Raw genomic sequence first — 16,916 nt, 5'->3', positions numbered from 1 at the left:
TAAAAATCAACTGAATCTGGCACACTACGAAAGATTAAAAAATATAAAAATGCACAGGGAACATTAATGTCTTCATCTGCACATAAATATAGCTTAACCGCCCGTATCTTTATCGGCATGGCTGCCGGTATCTTGACTGGTGTCTTTCTCCAATTATTGTTTGATGATAGCGGAGATTTTAATTTTTCGATATTCGGTTTAGAGTTCTCAACGTATAACATTCTTGTCGAAGGTATATTTTCCACTCTCGGCCAAATCTTTATCGCTAGCTTAAAAATGCTAGTGGTTCCCCTTGTCTTCGTGTCTCTTATTTGCGGGACTAGCACCCTGTCAGACCCCAGTAAATTGGGGCGGCTTGGCGCAAAGTCTGTTGGATTATATGTTGTCACAACTGCAATAGCCATAACACTAGCCATGAGTATAGCTTTAGTGGTTTCTCCGGGTGATGGACTTAATTTAACGACAGAAACAACGTTCCAAGCCAAAGAGGCTCCCAGCCTGTCTGACGTTATCGTTAATATGTTCCCTAGCAACCCAATAAACTCTATGGCACAGGGAAATATGCTTCAAATCATCGTGTTTGCGGTGCTTTTTGGTATAGCAATGGCCATGACAGGAGACGCAGGTAAGCGCCTTACCGCTATTTTTGAAGATATCAATACGGTAATTATGCGTCTTGTTACTATTATCATGAACTTAGCGCCATACGGCGTTTATGTGTTAATGGCAAAGCTCTTCTCAACAATAGGTGGAGAAACCATATTGAGCTTGGCCAAGTATTTCTTCCTCGTATTTGGTGTACTCATTCTTCACGGTCTTGTCACCTACTCTGTACTGCTTAAAGCTTTATCAGGGCTAAACCCTGTTATTTTGATGAAGAAAATGCGCGACGCAGCGCTGTTTGCTTTCAGTACATCAAGTAGTAGTGCAACGCTGCCGGTCACAATGGAAACGGCAAAGAATAAGCTTGGCGTAGGTAATTCCGTGTCGTCATTTACCCTTCCGCTAGGTGCGACAATTAACATGGACGGCACCGCCATAATGCAGGGGGTAGCAACGGTATTCATCGCGCAGGTTTACGCTGTCGATTTAAGCCTTGGTGACTATATGATGGTTGTACTTACCGCCACCCTTGCTTCTATCGGAACAGCGGGTGTGCCTGGTGTTGGCCTTATTATGCTGGCTATGGTGTTGCAGCAAGTTAATCTACCTGTTGAAGGTATCGCGCTTATTATCGGTGTAGACAGGCTACTAGATATGACACGCACTGCGGTTAACATTACTGGCGACTGTATGGTGTCGTGTATTGTTGCTAAAAGTGAAGGCGCGTTAGATGAGAGTGTTTACAACGATCCTAAAGCGGGTTTAAAACAAGAAGATGTTGATTTCGAACACTTTGAAAAAAATAAATAGCGATTGTGGGACACTCGTTTTGCTTGCTGGGTTGAGAAAAAATCAATCGCAGCAGCAAGACGTTTAAAATGATTAAGGCCAGCACTATTTGCTGGCCTTATTTGTTTAAGCGACTAGTTTTGCATTTCCAAGCGCCTTAAATGCCCGTCTAGATTTATACTTGCTATGTTGCGTGTATTCCCAAAGCATTTAGTGCGTTTTTTGTATAGAGCCGTGAAACGTATGCTAGCTAAAACGCCTCTATTCCATTATTTCATTATTTCACTTTTCACTAGTGAAGCGCTGAAGACGGTGATACTTTTGCCGCTTTTTGAGCCGGATATAAGGTAGCACCAACACTCAAAAACATGGCGACAACAATGGTGACCACCACATCCTGCCAATGTAAGCTTGAAGGTAGGAAGTCGATAAAGTATATATCTCCGGACAAGATCTCTACACCAAGTGCGGTTTCAATAAAACGAACAATATTCGATAGATTCGGTGCTACTAACAACGCCAGTGCAACGCCAACCGTAATACCAATAAACCCATTAATCACCCCTTGCAATACAAAGGCTCTTCGTATTAAGCGGTCAGTAGCTCCCATTGTTTTCAATATTGCAATAGCAGCCTGTTTATCTCTTACAGCCATAACTAACGACGAGACTATATTAAAGCAAGCTACCGCTATAACGAGTGTAAGTGCAATATATACTACTGCCCTCACTAGCTGAATGTCGTTGTAAAGGTGCCCCTGTGTACGCGTCCAATCAGACATATACACGGCTTGAGGATAGCTATAACCGATATCTCTCATCGTATCGTAAGCAGAAAAAGGGTCGTTAAGGGTAAACTGAATGCCCTGAGCTTTAGATGCGATACCAATGGACTCTGATGCCGTTTTTAAATGCATCAGCCCTAGCTGGTTATCTAGCTCACCACCCACTGACAGCATTCCTGCAATAGTTAACGTAATGGAGCGAGGCGCTTTGAACGTTAAATCTTGGGTAGTTTGGGGAATCAATATTTGTACGGTGTCGCCAATGGCAAGGCCCATCGATGTCATAATGCCTTTACCAACAACAAGGCCGTTATCCTCTGCTGCAAATCGCTCCCAATCCTGCTGAGTCACTCTTTGGGCATATTTATCGGCTACTTGATCCACGGGTATACCCGTTACACTTATCGCTTTTAACTCGCCTTTTGATTGCAGCATACCCGTTAGGCCTGTGTATGGCGTTACAGACTTAATTCGACTATCCTGAGACAGTCGGTATAGCTGCGCATCAAGATTTTCGATGCCAGTTTCGCTTTTGCTGTATAGCTCTCCGTGTGAAACCACGCTTAAAATACGACTTGTTAGTTCTTTTTCAAAACCGTTCATAACACTTAGCAATACGATAAGTACAAAACAGCCCAACCCAATGCCAATAGTAGAAGACATGGAGATGAAGGAAATGAAGCGCTGTTCTGAACGTGTCTTTCTAAAACGCTTAGCCAGTTCAAGGGCGAGCATTTTGGCTCTCCTTCGACAATGCCTGGCTAACTAACCTACCGTCTTTAATTTTCAACACCCTGTCCATTTTTTCAGCAAGTAAAATGTCATGGGTAACAACCACAAAAGCAGTCCCTTTTTTCTCACTTAAGCTCGTTAATAGCTTATAAATTTGCTCGCCAGTGGTATCATCTAAATTCCCTGTGGGCTCATCGGCAAGCACGACCGAAGGCTCAGTAACCAACGCGCGTGCTATGGCTACACGCTGGCGCTCACCGCCAGACATCGTTGAAGGTAAGTGATCGACGCGATGGGAAAGCCCAACTTCATCTAACATGAGCTTAGCTTTATTATGAGCCGCTTTTGTAGACAACCCTCTAATTCTAAGCGGCATGGCTACGTTTTCTAACGCAGTGAATTCACCAAGAAGATGATGAAACTGATAGATAAAACCCATTTCGTCATTGCGAAGTTTGGCTAACGTGTTGCCACTTAATTTACTCAGCGACTTACCATTAAATTCAACATCACCACTAGAAGGTTTATCTAACCCACCAAGTATATGTAAGAGCGTACTTTTACCCGAACCTGAGCTTCCCAATATAGCAACGTGTTCGCCAGCTTTTATTGAAAGAGAAATATCGTGTAAAACGGGGGTGGCATTACTGCCATCTTGATAGGTTTTGTTAATATTGCGGCAAATTAGCACGTCCTGCATGCGACTGTTCTTCTAAATTTTCCAGACGGTGAATGGTAGCGCTAAACACTACCAACACCAACTGAAAAATAACAGCGCTAAAGCGTTAAATACCAATTCGCGTAGACAACTGGCCACTCTGAAGGCGCTAGGTGGGTGATTACCTATGCACAGTGTTGTTATTGTGTGTCTTTTACGCTTTTAGCCAGTGCATCAGCAGACTGTGGCTTACCAAACAACCATCCTTGTCCGAAACCAATCGTCAAACCTTTCAATTCATTACACTGGTCGATGTTTTCAACGCCTTCTGCAATTAAATCGACATTCAGCCCTTCAGCAATGCTAACAATATGTGGGATCAGCGACGAGCGAATGCTGTTATCTTCCATATCCATTACGAAACTTCGGTCAATTTTCAGATAGTCACAATTCAATGTTTTAAGCTGGCTTAGGTTAGAGTAACCCACACCGAAATCATCTATAGCGAACAAGAACCCTTTACTTTTTAGCGACTTAATGTGTTTGACTGCACTGTGGGTAGCTATCTGTTCATCCTCGGTAATTTCCAGTACCAACTTAAAGTTTTTGACATTCATTTCAAGAACAAAGTCTAGGTCTAAACAGTCTTCCCTCGTAAAATCAAAGGGGAATAAGTTAAACGAAACCTTGAAGCCTTCAGGGATGTCAGGGTTGTCGTTAAGCTCTCTCATCGCTGTAGTTATCATATCTATGGTAAATTCCCATGTCATATCTTGCTCTTTAACTTGGGGAATAAACTCATCAGGGTAGATGGGCCCAAATTCGTCTTCAAACCGACTCAATACTTCACAGCCAATCACTTTACCAGTGGCTAAATCTACAAAAGGCTGATAAAGGCTATAGAATTTGTGCTCTTGCAAGCCTTTGCTTACACGCGATTCCAAAGAACGGCGACGGCGTAAATAGTTAAACACCACCATATGTGTTAGTGCTGCGGTCATCAACATGGTGAATACAAATAAGACTGCTTTCCCAGTGTGTAACTCTAATACTCGTCCGTGATCAGATTTCACCTTCAAGCAGGTGTTATTGTAGCGTTCGTCACACAGTATAAATTGCAACGAGAAATAGCCAGTGCGTGCATCCATTTCATCTTGACTTAACCTTGAATCAACCAGACCAGGGTTACCCGCCACATGATAAAACTGATCACCATTGTAAAAAAGCTGCCAATCTTGTGTGAAGCTGTAGCCAATTACGCTGTCCATGTCTAACACAGCGTTGTAGCGTCCGCGCTTTACTATGGTTCCCGTTGCCTGCTTGTCAAAAAGTTGCAGCGGTGTATTTATCCAAAACGCGTCATCCAATTGGGTATAGAAATCAGGCTGAACTTCTTTTAGCGGCTCGTCAAGGACACCTAGATAGGTACTGCATAACAGTTCGTTATTTTCATAGAACCCAATCTCTTTAACAAAACGGGAGCGAAATAAGGTTTTACGCATTTCCGCCAAATTATCGAGTTCGCATGACCGGTAAGGCAACGCATTTAAATAATCAAGAGTAATTTCAGCGTCTCTAAAGACCAGACGAACATTATCTAAAATTCCTTTTGCACGGCTTTCCTCTTGTTCTCTAATAAATACAAACATAACTATGGCGAGTACAAGTGTTACAAACGCTACGCTTAATAGAGAAACCCCAATCGCTTTCAAATTATCTGCTAGAAAGTACCGTTTTTGATCGCTTTTATTCATATTTTCCATTCTAGTTAAGCATTAACGCCTTAACTGTAGTACAAAATCAAAAAAAAACACTACGACTTTTGGGCACATGTTACTGTTTGTTAAATATTTTTATACTTTGGATAACTGATTAATCCGCACAAAAAACAGACTAACGAAGTTGGAAGAAAAACGGGCTTTAACGACGTAAGAAGTGAGTAAAACAATAATTAACAGAGAAAATATTTACTATTAAAAGCTTTGAAACTAGTGTGTTAATGAGAGTACGAATGACTACTGGTTTCGGGATGACCCCGAAGGGGAAACTTACGTGAAGTGACAAGCTTATCATTAATGGCGGAGCGGACGGGACTCGAACCCGCGACCCCCGGCGTGACAGGCCGGTATTCTAACCAACTGAACTACCGCTCCGCATAATGGGAAGCGCGCTTTTTCGATTAATGGCGGAGCGGACGGGACTCGAACCCGCGACCCCCGGCGTGACAGGCCGGTATTCTAACCAACTGAACTACCGCTCCACATAATCGAGATTGCGCTGTATAACTAAATGGCGGAGCGGACGGGACTCGAACCCGCGACCCCCGGCGTGACAGGCCGGTATTCTAACCAACTGAACTACCGCTCCGAAGACCTTTTAGTTATACCATTGAAAGAGTGGCGGAGCGGACGGGACTCGAACCCGCGACCCCCGGCGTGACAGGCCGGTATTCTAACCAACTGAACTACCGCTCCACATCTTCAATGTTATCAGTGAGTTGACTTGGCTGTTGTTGCCCTGTCCCCTGACTGCGGCGCAGATAATACGTATTCCCCCATGTGGAGTCAACGCTTTTTATTAATAAAATTGTCATCTGCGGTTTGTTTGCCTGTTAAATAGGCATTATGTCGAAATAAAATTCAAAGTGAACAATTTAACATCGGGTTGTCGCTCGATATTAAGCTGCCCGTCACGACTTTTCCGGTTTGTTACGCTTTTTAAAGATACCCAAGAATTTTTTAAACCCCTTGGGCTCCTCTTCCATCGTAATGTCGGCGTCTGTACTAACCTGAGGTTGTTTTGCTTTTGACGCCTCAGGTGCTGAAGAAGAGCGTTTCTTACGCATTACAACAATAATTACCGCGGCGATAACGCCGATAAGTACAATTGAACCATTTACCGCAATTAGAATAATCGTCAGCGTACCGTCATCCATTTCATTTTGAGAGGGCTCTTTAATAGGCACCGAATTGGCAGGGCTCATTTCAGGCGATGCAATTAATGGAGCACTGCCATCAACTATCGGGTCTTTACCGTCTATTAGTGGGTCTTCTACCTCGGGCGTTTCCGGGCCTTCGGCCACAAAACTAAATTCAGGGACATCCAAAATAAAATCTCGCCCCCCAACAGTAGTGCCATACGCCGTCACTTTTACTCTAAAGATACCTTCTTCATAGGCAACGATAAGGTGCTCACGAGGCTCAGTACCACCTTCTGTCAGGGAAAAATTTTGCATATCTGCATTAGGAAATTTAACTTTTCCATCAACAAGTAAAGATTCGATATCCACCAGCTCTCGGTCTACATCGATAATAATCTTATGATAGCCGTCTCCCCCACCATTCATTTCCACATCAATTGATACGGGGTTGTTGTGTAACACAATGGGCAGACTTTCTTGTTCACGGGTGAACATGGGCGTGATTACACGGAAAACCGGCTTCCACTCACCGGCGGCAATTTTTAAATTAAACTGTCCGGTGAATATGCCATCTCCAGGGCGTTCATCCATACCCCGCCCGTCGTCTTGGAAGGTAGCAATATTCTTATCACCAGTACCAAAGTTGCCGAAGTTTGGATTGTTAGTACTTTTGAATTCGATATCTAGTTCGACCACATCTCTGAACTGCTTGTTGTCAATTGGCTTGCCGTTGTTAGTGAGATACGCGGTGGACTTTAAAATTTCACCGGCGAATAAAACATCAGGTAACGGATCGGCATGCAGTTCAATGTTCGATACCACCATAACGCGGCTTTCTGGTAAAACTTGGCCAACAGCCTGCCAAGGTCCAGGGACTGGGTTTTTAATGGTGATCATGTCGAAGGTGTCGGAATCGAACCACTCTACTTTTTCTTCGTCTACTCGACCTTGAAACAGTTTGGAACCGTCAGGTCTTACGAGCACTACCGGTGCAGAGCCGAACTCTCTAAAAAAAACCATGGTGATTTCTTCAACGTTGTAATCAACTCGAAATCGGTTTTGTAGAAGTTTGATTGAGTTTGTGTAGCTATCGCCTAAGTCAGTTAGCGGTGAGGTATCAACATTTTGATTATTTGACTGAGGGTTTTGTACTGCGCTATCAGCGAGCTGCGTTGCAGCGTCGCGCTCGTCGTCTTGCGACTGGGCGCCAGCGCTTAAGTGTATAAACAATGATAAAAAAATTACCCGATAAAACCACACTTTCACGCTGCGCTGCTCCTGCATTGTTTGGCTACTTTAGTTCTGTTTGATTATGTTCTGCTAAGACACCTCTTCAGGCTGAGGGCGCCACAAGCATTTGCCCCCCGCTTTTTCCACTATGTCCAAGCGAGCCTCGTGCTGTGTTATCTCATCGGCGGTAGCTTTAATAACCTTTAATTTATTTGCGCTTCGTTTAACTCTTCGTATCGCGGTGGAATCGGCATCACTGCCAGAACTAGATGCTAGTTTAAGTTTGGTCTGCCCACCGGTCATTAACAGGTAAACATCTGCCAGAATTTCCGCATCCAGCAAAGCGCCGTGGAGAGTACGGTGACTATTGTCTATACCATAGCGCTTACACAACGCATCTAGGTTGTTTTTCTGACCCGGATGCATTTGTCGAGCAAGGGTAAGCGTATCTAAAACGTCACAAATTTGGTTAGTAATAACGCCTTTGGTAGACGTTTCCATGCCAAATTCGTGGTCCATAAACCCAACGTCGAAGGGCGCGTTATGAATGACTAACTGTGCCCCTTTGATAAAGCTCACAAACTCCTGAGCCACTTGAGAAAATGTAGGCTTATCGGCTAGAAACTCATTGGTAATACCGTGAACTTCAATTGCCTCTTGTTCAATATGACGGCCCGGGTTGATGTAAACGTGAAAGTGATTCCCCGTCAAACGGCGGTTAACAACTTCAACACACCCTATTTCGATAATGCGGTGGCCTTCTTTGGGGTCAATACCTGTGGTTTCAGTATCGAGAACAATTTGGCGCATGGAACCTCTACTATAATTACACTTTCATTTTTTGATAGTATATCAACCCCTTCGCAATCCGCTAAGGGAAATGACAAGATAAATTACGCTGTTTAAATCAAAGGAAACGCTGTGGCTCAAAAGACCATTCATATATACACCGACGGCTCGTGTTTGGGAAACCCTGGACCGGGCGGGTATGGCGCTGTGTTAATTTATAAGCAACACAGAAAAGAGTTGAGCGATGGCTTTGCCCACACCACTAATAATCGCATGGAATTATTAGCCCCTATCGAAGCGCTTAATAGCTTAAATGAGCCGTGCAACGTTGAATTAACTACCGACAGCCAGTACGTAAAAAATGGTATTAATCAGTGGATCCATAACTGGCGCAAAAACGGTTGGCGCACAGCCGATAAGAAACCGGTAAAAAACGCAGACTTGTGGCAACGCTTAGACGAAGCAGTAAAAAAACATAAAGTAAATTGGCATTGGGTAAAAGGCCACTCAGGGCACCCGGAAAACGAGCGCTGTGACGACCTGGCCCGCGGCGCGGCTGAAGCAAAACCAACGAAAGCCGATGAAGGCTTTGTCGGCAAATAGAAAGATTGCCTAAAGTGCTTTTGCCGCGAGCTTTTAGCAAGGGCTGTTTACCAAGAAAGAACCAACTTGCCCTGCGTGTCGTTGTTTTCTAAACGCGCGTGGGGTTTGCTGATATCTTCAATATTATAATGAGTATCGATATTCACAATAAGCTCTTTGTTTTCAAAAGCCGGCAAACACACGTTGGCAAAATCACGAATTAAATCTGCTTTGTAATCGTCACTTCGATTTCTAAGGGTAGTGCCAATAATTGACGATCTTTTACCTAATAGCATTGCCATATCAAGGTTGTCTGCATATCGGCCTGCCAGCATCGCTAAATAAACTACCTTGCCATCCTGCTTTAGTATTTTGAGGTTTCGGTTCAAATAGTCACCACCGACCATATCAAGCACCATGTCCACCCCCTCAGGCCATACTTTTTTAAGCACATCATCAAATTCTTGCTGCTTGTAATTGATAAGGTGCTCTGCACCATTGCTTTCACAAAGGTTAAGCTTATCTTGGCTTGATGCTGTAACGGCACTGTGCACACCCCAGTAGCGACAAAGTTGTGTGGCAGCTAGCCCTACGCCACTTGCACCGCCATGAATTAACGCCCGTTCAGCCGGTTTAATATGCGCGATTGTGCGTAAGCATTGAAAAGCCGTAAGAAATACTTCGGCCAAACCCGCGGCTTCAAAAAACGGCATGCCTTTGGGGATGGGCATTAAATGGGCTGGATTAACAATGACTTCAGTGGCATAGCCGCCACCTGCAACCAAACCAAATACTTCGTCACCTTCTTTAAATGCAGTAACGTCACTGGCAACCTCTGACACCACACCAGCTACCTCTAATCCAAGAATATCGCTCTCGCCTAGTGGAGGTGGGTAATTTCCCTGGCGTTGCAAGGTATCCGCGCGATTCACCCCAAACGCTTTTACGTCAACTTTTACTTTCCCTGGTGCTAGCGACAGCCCTTCACATTCCTTTACAACAAGTTCGCTTGGGCCGCATCCTTTTTCAAAATCGACATATCGCATAATTTACATCCAATCCTAGTCTTAAATTCTAATCGTAATTTGGCTACGTACTTTTATATCAAACAGTTTGAGTTTGTTTTGTGTTTATACCAGTCCGGATAGAGCATTTTAACTCTCGCTGAGTGGGTAATTATCTATGCAGATTGGTATTATTAACACAGAACTTATGAAATTGCGTATAATCGCGACCATTCTCATAAGCGAGTAAAATCGCTTAACTCTGTTTCACATTTATTAAATTAGTACGAGAGCCTTCATGTCAGCACAGGTCATATTACAGCCATCCAGAGACAAATCACTTCGCCGCAAACACCCTTGGGTATTCGAAAGCGCTGTGGCTGAACTAAAGGGCCGCGCGCGAGTTGGCGATACGGTAGACGTATTTGACTCTGAAGGCGACTGGTTAGGGCGAGGCGCTTACTCTCCAAATTCAAAAATTCGCGTTCGCATGTGGACGTTTAAAAAAGATGAAAGCATTGATAACGGATTTTTCCTACGCCGTTTAGAAACTGCGTTAGCCCTGCGTAAGCGACTGTTTGACCCAAGCAAAACAAACGCGTTTCGCTGGATAGCGTCTGAAAGTGATGGTCTTCCCGGCATTACAATAGACCTGTACGACAACGTTGCTGTACTTCAGCTTTTAAGCGCCGGCGGGGAAAAACACAGAGATAAGATAGTGTGGGCAATTACTAAGCTAATGCCTGATGTGCACATATACGAGCGAAGCGACGTAGATGTGCGCAAAAAAGAGGGTTTAGAGCCTGTAACAGGCGTGCTTCACGGTGAGCCCCCTATGCAAGTAACGGTGAAAGAAAACGGCATTAATATTGTTGTGGATATAGAGAACGGTCATAAAACCGGTTTTTATTTGGATCAGCGAGACAGCCGTGCCGCAGCTGCACACTATTCGAAAGATGCCGACGTACTCAACTGTTTTAGCTACACAGGTACGTTTTCATGTTACGCACTCTCTGGCGGTGCTAAATCCGTGACTAACGTTGATGTATCTCAGCCTGCTCTCGATTTGGCCAAACACCATGTCGCCATCAATGGTTTAGACGAAAACAAAGCTAATTACGTAAATCAAGACGTGTTTAAAGCACTCAGGGAGTATCACGAGCAGGGCAAACAGTTTGATATGGTAATACTCGACCCGCCAAAGTTTGTCGACAGCAAGGCGACATTAAACCGTGCTGCCCGCGGCTATAAAGACATTAATATGTACGGTATACATGCTGTTAAATCTGGTGGACTGTTGCTTACATTTAGCTGCTCAGGCCTTATGCCGGCAGATCTGTTCCAGAAAGTTGTCGCCGACGCAGCACTTGATGCAGGCCGCACCATTAAAATTATTGCAAGGCTCAATCAAGCGTCTGACCACCCTATCATTGGCAGCTACCCTGAAGGCTATTATCTGAAAGGGTTAGTTTGTGAGGTCTCAGACGACTAACCACAAAAAAGCGCCCTTTTTGATATAAAAAGGGCGCTTTAATTGAGTTTATTGAACTAACGATATGCTATACAAGGGGCTTAATAGCCTGAGTCCGTCGCCTTAAGAGGCAAAAGTTACATCATTATTCGAGAAATCACCTGATAACTGCTGCGAACCTTCACTTGCTTCATCTATAGCGTTTTCTTTGCTTTCAACTTTTTTCCACACCATCTCATGGAAATAAAATGCTACGGTATTAATAGCTGGTTCGACTAACGCTACCGCCCCACCAACGACCAAACTACCTGTAAGTAAGTAGGCAACCGTAAAGGCTACTGAAAAGTGCATAACTGCAAAGGTAATTGTCTTTTTCATAATCGTCGCTCTCTTAAAAAATTAAATCAGTTTGCTTTCGCATTAATGAGAATTATTATCAATTAAGAGCAGGAGTTAAAATAGAAAAAATTGAACGGCTTATTCGGATTACTGAATGGAAATGATGATAGTCGGTGTCGCCGGCAGCGATAGTAGATGCTACGCTGCTAAAAGTTGATGTGTTTCTTTTAAATATACCGATGCTGAAAGCAGCAAACCACGCATAAAGCGTAGCTACAACATCAGGCGAATGGAATGTTTCGCCTGATTAATAAAAGAGGCTCACTTCATCTGAGAAATTTCAACGCCTATAATACAGCTTGTCTCCGACTCAGGCTCACAGCGCACAACCGTCGCTAACGCTGCTAAAGATGGGATTTGAGAGCTAGACGATTCTATTGCAACACTTACTTGTGTGCCCACCTCTATCGATGGTTCATCGACCTCTAAAGACATACCTGTAGCACTGATATCTCTACACATTGCCTGCATGGTGCGGCTCGACTCATCGTCAGTAATTTGCAACTGACACGGCGAATTTACCATCATCCTGAAAAAATTTCGCTTATCGTCGTATCCCAACATGTCTACTTCTCCTGATTTTTAGCATTACGCTTACGACTACAACTGTTGTTATAGGGGGATGGCGATAACTTGTCAATCGAACTGCTTAAATTTTATTCAACAATGATGTAAAAAAGGGATTGGTCTTACCTCAACCGTTCAGTTGGAAAATAAATTCATAGAGCAGGAACCCTAAGGGCTGTTTTTACCTCAATGTAATGGCGACGCCGCCTCCATTAGGTGACGGCTATGCTTGTTGTCCAGCAAATAGGCCGGTTAGATACAATAACGTACTGATTTAAGGCCATGCTCGCGCGAAAAAACCATGGTGAAAATGGGACTTAACATTAAGGTTGGCGTTAAAAGTCAGCTAAATGAAGGGTAATGCGCTTCGCCGATATGGGGTAAGCCGTACCAAGCTGCTGCGCAAACAAGGAAACCCGCAATTCTTCTATCATCCAGCGCACGTCTTTAAGAGCTGGCGGCACTTTACCTTTGGGGTACTTGCTGCACGCTTTTTCCCATTCCTTAATCGACTTTTCTACCGTTACCTGATGCATTCTGTCTTTGTTAGGGTCGATGGGGAGCTTCTCTAGCCGACGAGCTAAACCTTTAATATAACGATTCCAATCATCTAACCTACTCTCGCCAATTTCAGAAACAAAACCAGGAAAAACTAACGATGCCAAGTGGGCTTTACAGTCGCCTAAGGCGTTTATCATCGTCAGCGGTACATTACCTTTCATTTGCTTCTGACATTGATGCGCAAGGGTAAGCCCCTGCTCCACTTGTTTGGCAATTTCTAACACCCTGTCATTAATGTCTGCACGAGCAATCTCTAAACAGGCTTCAAAATCGGCTTTGCTGCGAATGTCGGTGTTATTGGTTTTGCAGTAATCACTGACAATGGCGTCGATACCCGCAAAAATACAGTCATCAATTAGCGCCTTCACTTGTCCAAATGGGTTGAAATACAAACCCAGTTTGGCTTTATTAGGTAATTTGCTTTGCAAATAATTAAGGGGCGACGGCATGGCGTTTTTAATCAAGACATTCACGCCTTGCTTGTGCAACAGTTGGGCTTTATCCGCTTCTTCAATTAGCGCAATATCTACCTTATCGCCCTTTTGAACCAGAGCTGGGAACGCCTGAACTTCAAACCCGCCAACTTTCTGCACAAAGGTTTCTGGCAAGCTTTCGAAATCCCACTGTTCTATGTTGTTGCGCTCTAATTCCGGTGTTGCGGCTTTCTCAAAGGTTTGCTTCACCTGCCCTGCACACTGCTGTTTAAGCGCGTGCAGGTCGTCACCTTTGGCAATATCATCACCATTGTCATTAACTACCGCAAAGTGCATTTTCAAATGCTTATCAAGCTGATCTAAATTCCACTCTTCGCTTTCAATAATAACGCCTGTCATTTTGCGTAACTTATCGGTTACAGCTTCAAGCAGCGGCACTGGACGGTTGTTTTTATCCGTTTCACTTATATCAGCAAGGCACGCCTCAGCAAAGTTTGGCGCAGGCACAAAGTTACGACGCAAGCGTTTTGGCAAGGTTTTAATTAACCCCACAATAAGGTCGTGCCGTAGCCCCGGCACCAGCCAATCAAAACCTACGTTATCAACTTGATTAAGCACAGGCAGCGGGATGACAACAGTTACGCCATCGTCTTCAGCGTTAGGTTCGAAGTTATAGCGTAGCGGCAGCGTAATATTGCCTTGGCGCCAAACATCAGGGAACGCGTTTGCTACCGACTGCCCAGGCTGCTGACGATATACGTCTTCTTCTTTAAACGTTAAACTGTCGTTGCATCCATGCTGTCTAAACCACTTCTTAAACGCCGCATCATTATTGGCTTCAACCGGAATGCGCTTGGCATAAAAGCTTACCAGTTCTTCATCATCGACTATCAAATCGCGACGACGGGTCTTTTGTTCAAACTCGTCAGCCTGCTCAAGCAGCGCCTGATTTTCCTGTAAGAAGCTGTAATTGAGCTTAGTATTGCCCTCGACTAACGCTTCGCGGATAAATAGCTCGTGGCAAATTGGCGGGTCGATAAGGCTATAAACCTTCGCACGCTTCATCACTATGGGTAACCCGAACAAAGTAACCTTTTCAAAGGCAATCACCGCGCCGCGCTTTTTAGACCAATGGGGCTCTGAATAGCTTCTTTGCACAACATGTTCGGCCAAAGGCTCTACCCATGTTGGGTCTATTTTTGCCACCATACGAGCAAATAGCTTAGAGGTTTCTACAAGCTCAGCTGCCATTACCCATTTTGGCTGAGATTTTGATAATCCCGAACCTGGGAAAATAAGAAAGCGCGAATTACGCGAGCCCATATACTCGCGCTCTTTGTCTTTAAAGCCCATGTGAGACAGCAAGCCGCTGGCAATGGCTTGGTGAATAGCCTGATAGTCGGCTTCTTGTTTTGAGATACCAAAGCCCAGCTCAGCAATAGACTTTTTAAGTTGGCTGACAATGTCCTGCCACTCACGCATACGTAAATAGTTGATGAAATTTTGCTTACACCATTTGCGCAATTGGTTTTGACTCAGTGCGTTTTGCTGCTCTCTGAATGCCACCCACAAGTTATAAAGACTGATAAAGTCAGAATCTTTATCATGGTATTCGCTGTGCTTCTCGTCTGCTTGCTGGCGTTTTTCCTGTGGGCGCTCCCGCGGATCCTGAATTGAAAGCCCTGCTGCAATCACCATTACTTCGCTGAGCGCGTTCGTGCGCTCGGCTTCAATCACCATACGAGCATAGCGAGGGTCGATAGGCAAACGTGCTACTTGACGACCTAACGGAGTAAGCTGCATCTTGCCGCTTTGCTTGGTTTTTCGGTTATCTTTACCTTTCGCAATAGCTTGAATTTCTTCAAGTAAACGAAAACCGTCGTTGATATTGCGGTTATCAGGCGGCTGAACAAATGGAAAAGCAGCGATGTCGCCTAACCCTAAAGCAAGCATTTGCAAAATAACCGACGCTAAGTTGGTTCGCAGGATCTCTGGGTCAGTAAATTCTGGGCGGCCTAAATAGTCTTCTTCACTGTAAAGACGAATACAAATACCGTCAGACACACGGCCGCATCGCCCTGCTCGCTGATTCGCTGACGCTTGAGAGATGGGCTCAATAGGTAAACGCTGCACTTTACTTCTGGCGCTGTAGCGTGAAATACGGGCAAACCCCGGGTCAATTACGTATTTAATGCCAGGCACTGTAAGCGAGGTCTCTGCCACGTTAGTGGCAAGTACAATGCGTCTGCCACTGTGAGACTGAAATATGCGGTTTTGCTCTGCCGCCGACAACCTCGCATACAGCGGAACAATTTCAGTGTTGCGATAATGCTGTTTGCTCAAGGCATCTTGGGTGTCGCGTATCTCGCGTTCACCACTTAGAAATACCAGGATGTCGCCCGGCGCTTCCCGCATTAGCTCGTCGACTGCGTTTACGATGGCGTCGCTTTGATCAATATCGTCATCATTGTCTTCTGGCGCGTGGTAACGAATTTCTACCGGATAGGTACGTCCGCTCACTTCGATGATAGGCGCATTATTAAAATGCCTAGAGAATCGCTCTGGGTCGATGGTGGCAGAGGTGATGATGAGTTTTAAGTCAGGGCGCTTGTCTAACAGCTGACGCAGATAGCCTAACAAAAAGTCGATATTAAGGCTTCGTTCGTGAGCTTCATCGATGATGATAGTATCGTACTGGTTTAAAAAGCGGTCTTGCTGCATTTCAGCTAGCAGCATACCGTCGGTCATTAGCTTAACGTAGCTTCGCTCGCTCACCTGATCGCTAAAGCGAATTTTAAAACCCACCTTTTCGCCAAGCGGCGTGTTCAGCTCTTCGGCTATACGAGTGGCTACACTTCGCGCCGCTAATCGTCTTGGCTGAGTATGAGCAATCATGCCATTTACACCGCGACCTAACTCTAAGCATATCTTAGGTAGCTGCGTAGTTTTACCCGAACCAGTCTCACCGGCCACGATAACCACTTGGTTATTCGCAATCGCTTCTTTAATGTCTTCTTTTTTATCGCTAACCGGCAGCGGTGGGTATTCAACTTTGGGTAGGTTGTCTTTACGCCAATTACGCTTTTCTATCGATGCATTGATGTCGCCTTCGAGCTTTTCAAACTGCGCTTTTAAACTATCTTCGCTAACCGCGCTGTCACGTTTTGAAGCTTTGGGATTAGCAGCTTTTTTCTCCGCGCCTTTTCCTTCAACACCAGATTTATCATTCACTTTTTGTGCAAGCTGCGTAATGCGGCGCTTCAAGCGAAATTTATCTGCGCTCAAACAATCATCTAGTTTGTTGTAAAGAGGTTTTATTGCAAGTGGTGAAGACAAAGTGACATCCTAAAGCGTGTTTCTAATCATCAATAAAATTCGGGCGGTGATCCTAGA

At 44.6% G+C, this 16,916-nt stretch carries 12 protein-coding genes and 4 tRNA genes; 3 read left to right on the top strand and 13 right to left on the bottom strand.

From position 1 onward, the window contains the following. The first annotated feature begins 66 nt into the window (after positions 1-66). On the top strand, positions 67-1,413 hold the full coding sequence (locus E5672_RS05330; protein WP_136781247.1) for a dicarboxylate/amino acid:cation symporter: 1,347 nt from the start codon (positions 67-69) through the stop codon (positions 1,411-1,413). A 271-nt stretch (positions 1,414-1,684) separates the two neighbouring features. Here the strand turns inward: E5672_RS05330 and E5672_RS05325 are convergent, their stop codons facing one another. From E5672_RS05325 to dnaQ, 9 genes are all read right to left on the bottom strand, one after another. Next, the gene (locus tag E5672_RS05325; protein WP_136781246.1) at positions 1,685-2,911 is read right to left on the bottom strand and encodes a lipoprotein-releasing ABC transporter permease subunit; all 1,227 of its coding nucleotides are present in this window, start codon (positions 2,909-2,911) and stop codon (positions 1,685-1,687) included. Further along, the gene (gene lolD, locus E5672_RS05320) at positions 2,898-3,608 is read right to left on the bottom strand and encodes a lipoprotein-releasing ABC transporter ATP-binding protein LolD (RefSeq protein WP_136781245.1); all 711 of its coding nucleotides are present in this window, start codon (positions 3,606-3,608) and stop codon (positions 2,898-2,900) included. The genes E5672_RS05325 and lolD overlap by 14 nt, the downstream gene beginning before the upstream one ends. Positions 3,609-3,766: 158 nt before the next feature. Then, positions 3,767-5,320 (bottom strand): EAL domain-containing protein, encoded by a 1,554-nt coding sequence (locus E5672_RS05315; RefSeq protein WP_136781244.1) that lies wholly within the window; start codon positions 5,318-5,320, stop codon positions 3,767-3,769. Between the two features lie 322 nt (positions 5,321-5,642). After that, positions 5,643-5,719, bottom strand: a tRNA-Asp gene (locus E5672_RS05310). 30 nt (positions 5,720-5,749) lie between these two features. After that, a tRNA-Asp gene (locus E5672_RS05305) sits at positions 5,750-5,826 on the bottom strand. Positions 5,827-5,856: 30 nt separating this feature from the next. Continuing rightward, positions 5,857-5,933, bottom strand: a tRNA-Asp gene (locus tag E5672_RS05300). 30 nt (positions 5,934-5,963) lie between these two features. Beyond that, a tRNA-Asp gene (locus tag E5672_RS05295) sits at positions 5,964-6,040 on the bottom strand. Positions 6,041-6,255: 215 nt separating this feature from the next. Continuing rightward, positions 6,256-7,752, bottom strand: coding sequence for a TIGR03503 family protein (locus E5672_RS05290; RefSeq protein WP_136781243.1), 1,497 nt, complete (start codon positions 7,750-7,752; stop codon positions 6,256-6,258). Positions 7,753-7,806: 54 nt separating this feature from the next. Next, positions 7,807-8,526 (bottom strand): DNA polymerase III subunit epsilon, encoded by a 720-nt coding sequence (gene dnaQ, locus E5672_RS05285; RefSeq protein ID WP_136781242.1) that lies wholly within the window; start codon positions 8,524-8,526, stop codon positions 7,807-7,809. Positions 8,527-8,637: 111 nt separating this feature from the next. Between dnaQ and rnhA the strand changes: the two genes are divergently transcribed. Further along, entirely contained in the window at positions 8,638-9,108 is a 471-nt protein-coding gene (gene rnhA, locus E5672_RS05280) for a ribonuclease HI (protein ID WP_136781241.1), read from the top strand. A 47-nt stretch (positions 9,109-9,155) separates the two neighbouring features. On the opposite strand, the gene E5672_RS05275 is transcribed toward rnhA, so the two are convergent. Further along, positions 9,156-10,133: an NAD(P)H-quinone oxidoreductase gene (locus tag E5672_RS05275; protein ID WP_136781240.1), complete on the bottom strand. Its 978-nt coding sequence runs from the start codon at positions 10,131-10,133 to the stop codon at positions 9,156-9,158. A 256-nt stretch (positions 10,134-10,389) separates the two neighbouring features. Here E5672_RS05275 and E5672_RS05270 point away from each other — a divergent pair, with 256 nt between their 5' ends. Then, complete coding sequence (locus E5672_RS05270; RefSeq protein WP_136781239.1) at positions 10,390-11,583, top strand: class I SAM-dependent rRNA methyltransferase; 1,194 nt, start codon at positions 10,390-10,392, stop codon at positions 11,581-11,583. Positions 11,584-11,685: 102 nt separating this feature from the next. Here E5672_RS05270 and E5672_RS05265 read toward each other — a convergent pair whose 3' ends face one another. From E5672_RS05265 to hrpA, 3 genes are all read right to left on the bottom strand, one after another. Continuing rightward, positions 11,686-11,940, bottom strand: a complete 255-nt coding sequence (locus E5672_RS05265) for a DUF2061 domain-containing protein (RefSeq protein WP_136781238.1) — start codon at positions 11,938-11,940, stop codon at positions 11,686-11,688. Between the two features lie 282 nt (positions 11,941-12,222). Further along, positions 12,223-12,525: a PilZ domain-containing protein gene (locus tag E5672_RS05260; RefSeq protein ID WP_071814512.1), complete on the bottom strand. Its 303-nt coding sequence runs from the start codon at positions 12,523-12,525 to the stop codon at positions 12,223-12,225. A gap of 338 nt (positions 12,526-12,863) precedes the next feature. Next, positions 12,864-16,859: an ATP-dependent RNA helicase HrpA gene (gene hrpA / locus E5672_RS05255; RefSeq protein WP_136781237.1), complete on the bottom strand. Its 3,996-nt coding sequence runs from the start codon at positions 16,857-16,859 to the stop codon at positions 12,864-12,866. Positions 16,860-16,916 lie beyond the last annotated feature (57 nt).

Source organism: Alteromonas portus (assembly GCF_005117025.1).
In the GTDB taxonomy this organism is placed as follows: Bacteria; Pseudomonadota; Gammaproteobacteria; order Enterobacterales; family Alteromonadaceae; genus Alteromonas; species Alteromonas portus.
Note: the sequence above shows the minus strand (reverse complement) of the source record. Positions and strands in the feature narration are given on the sequence as shown.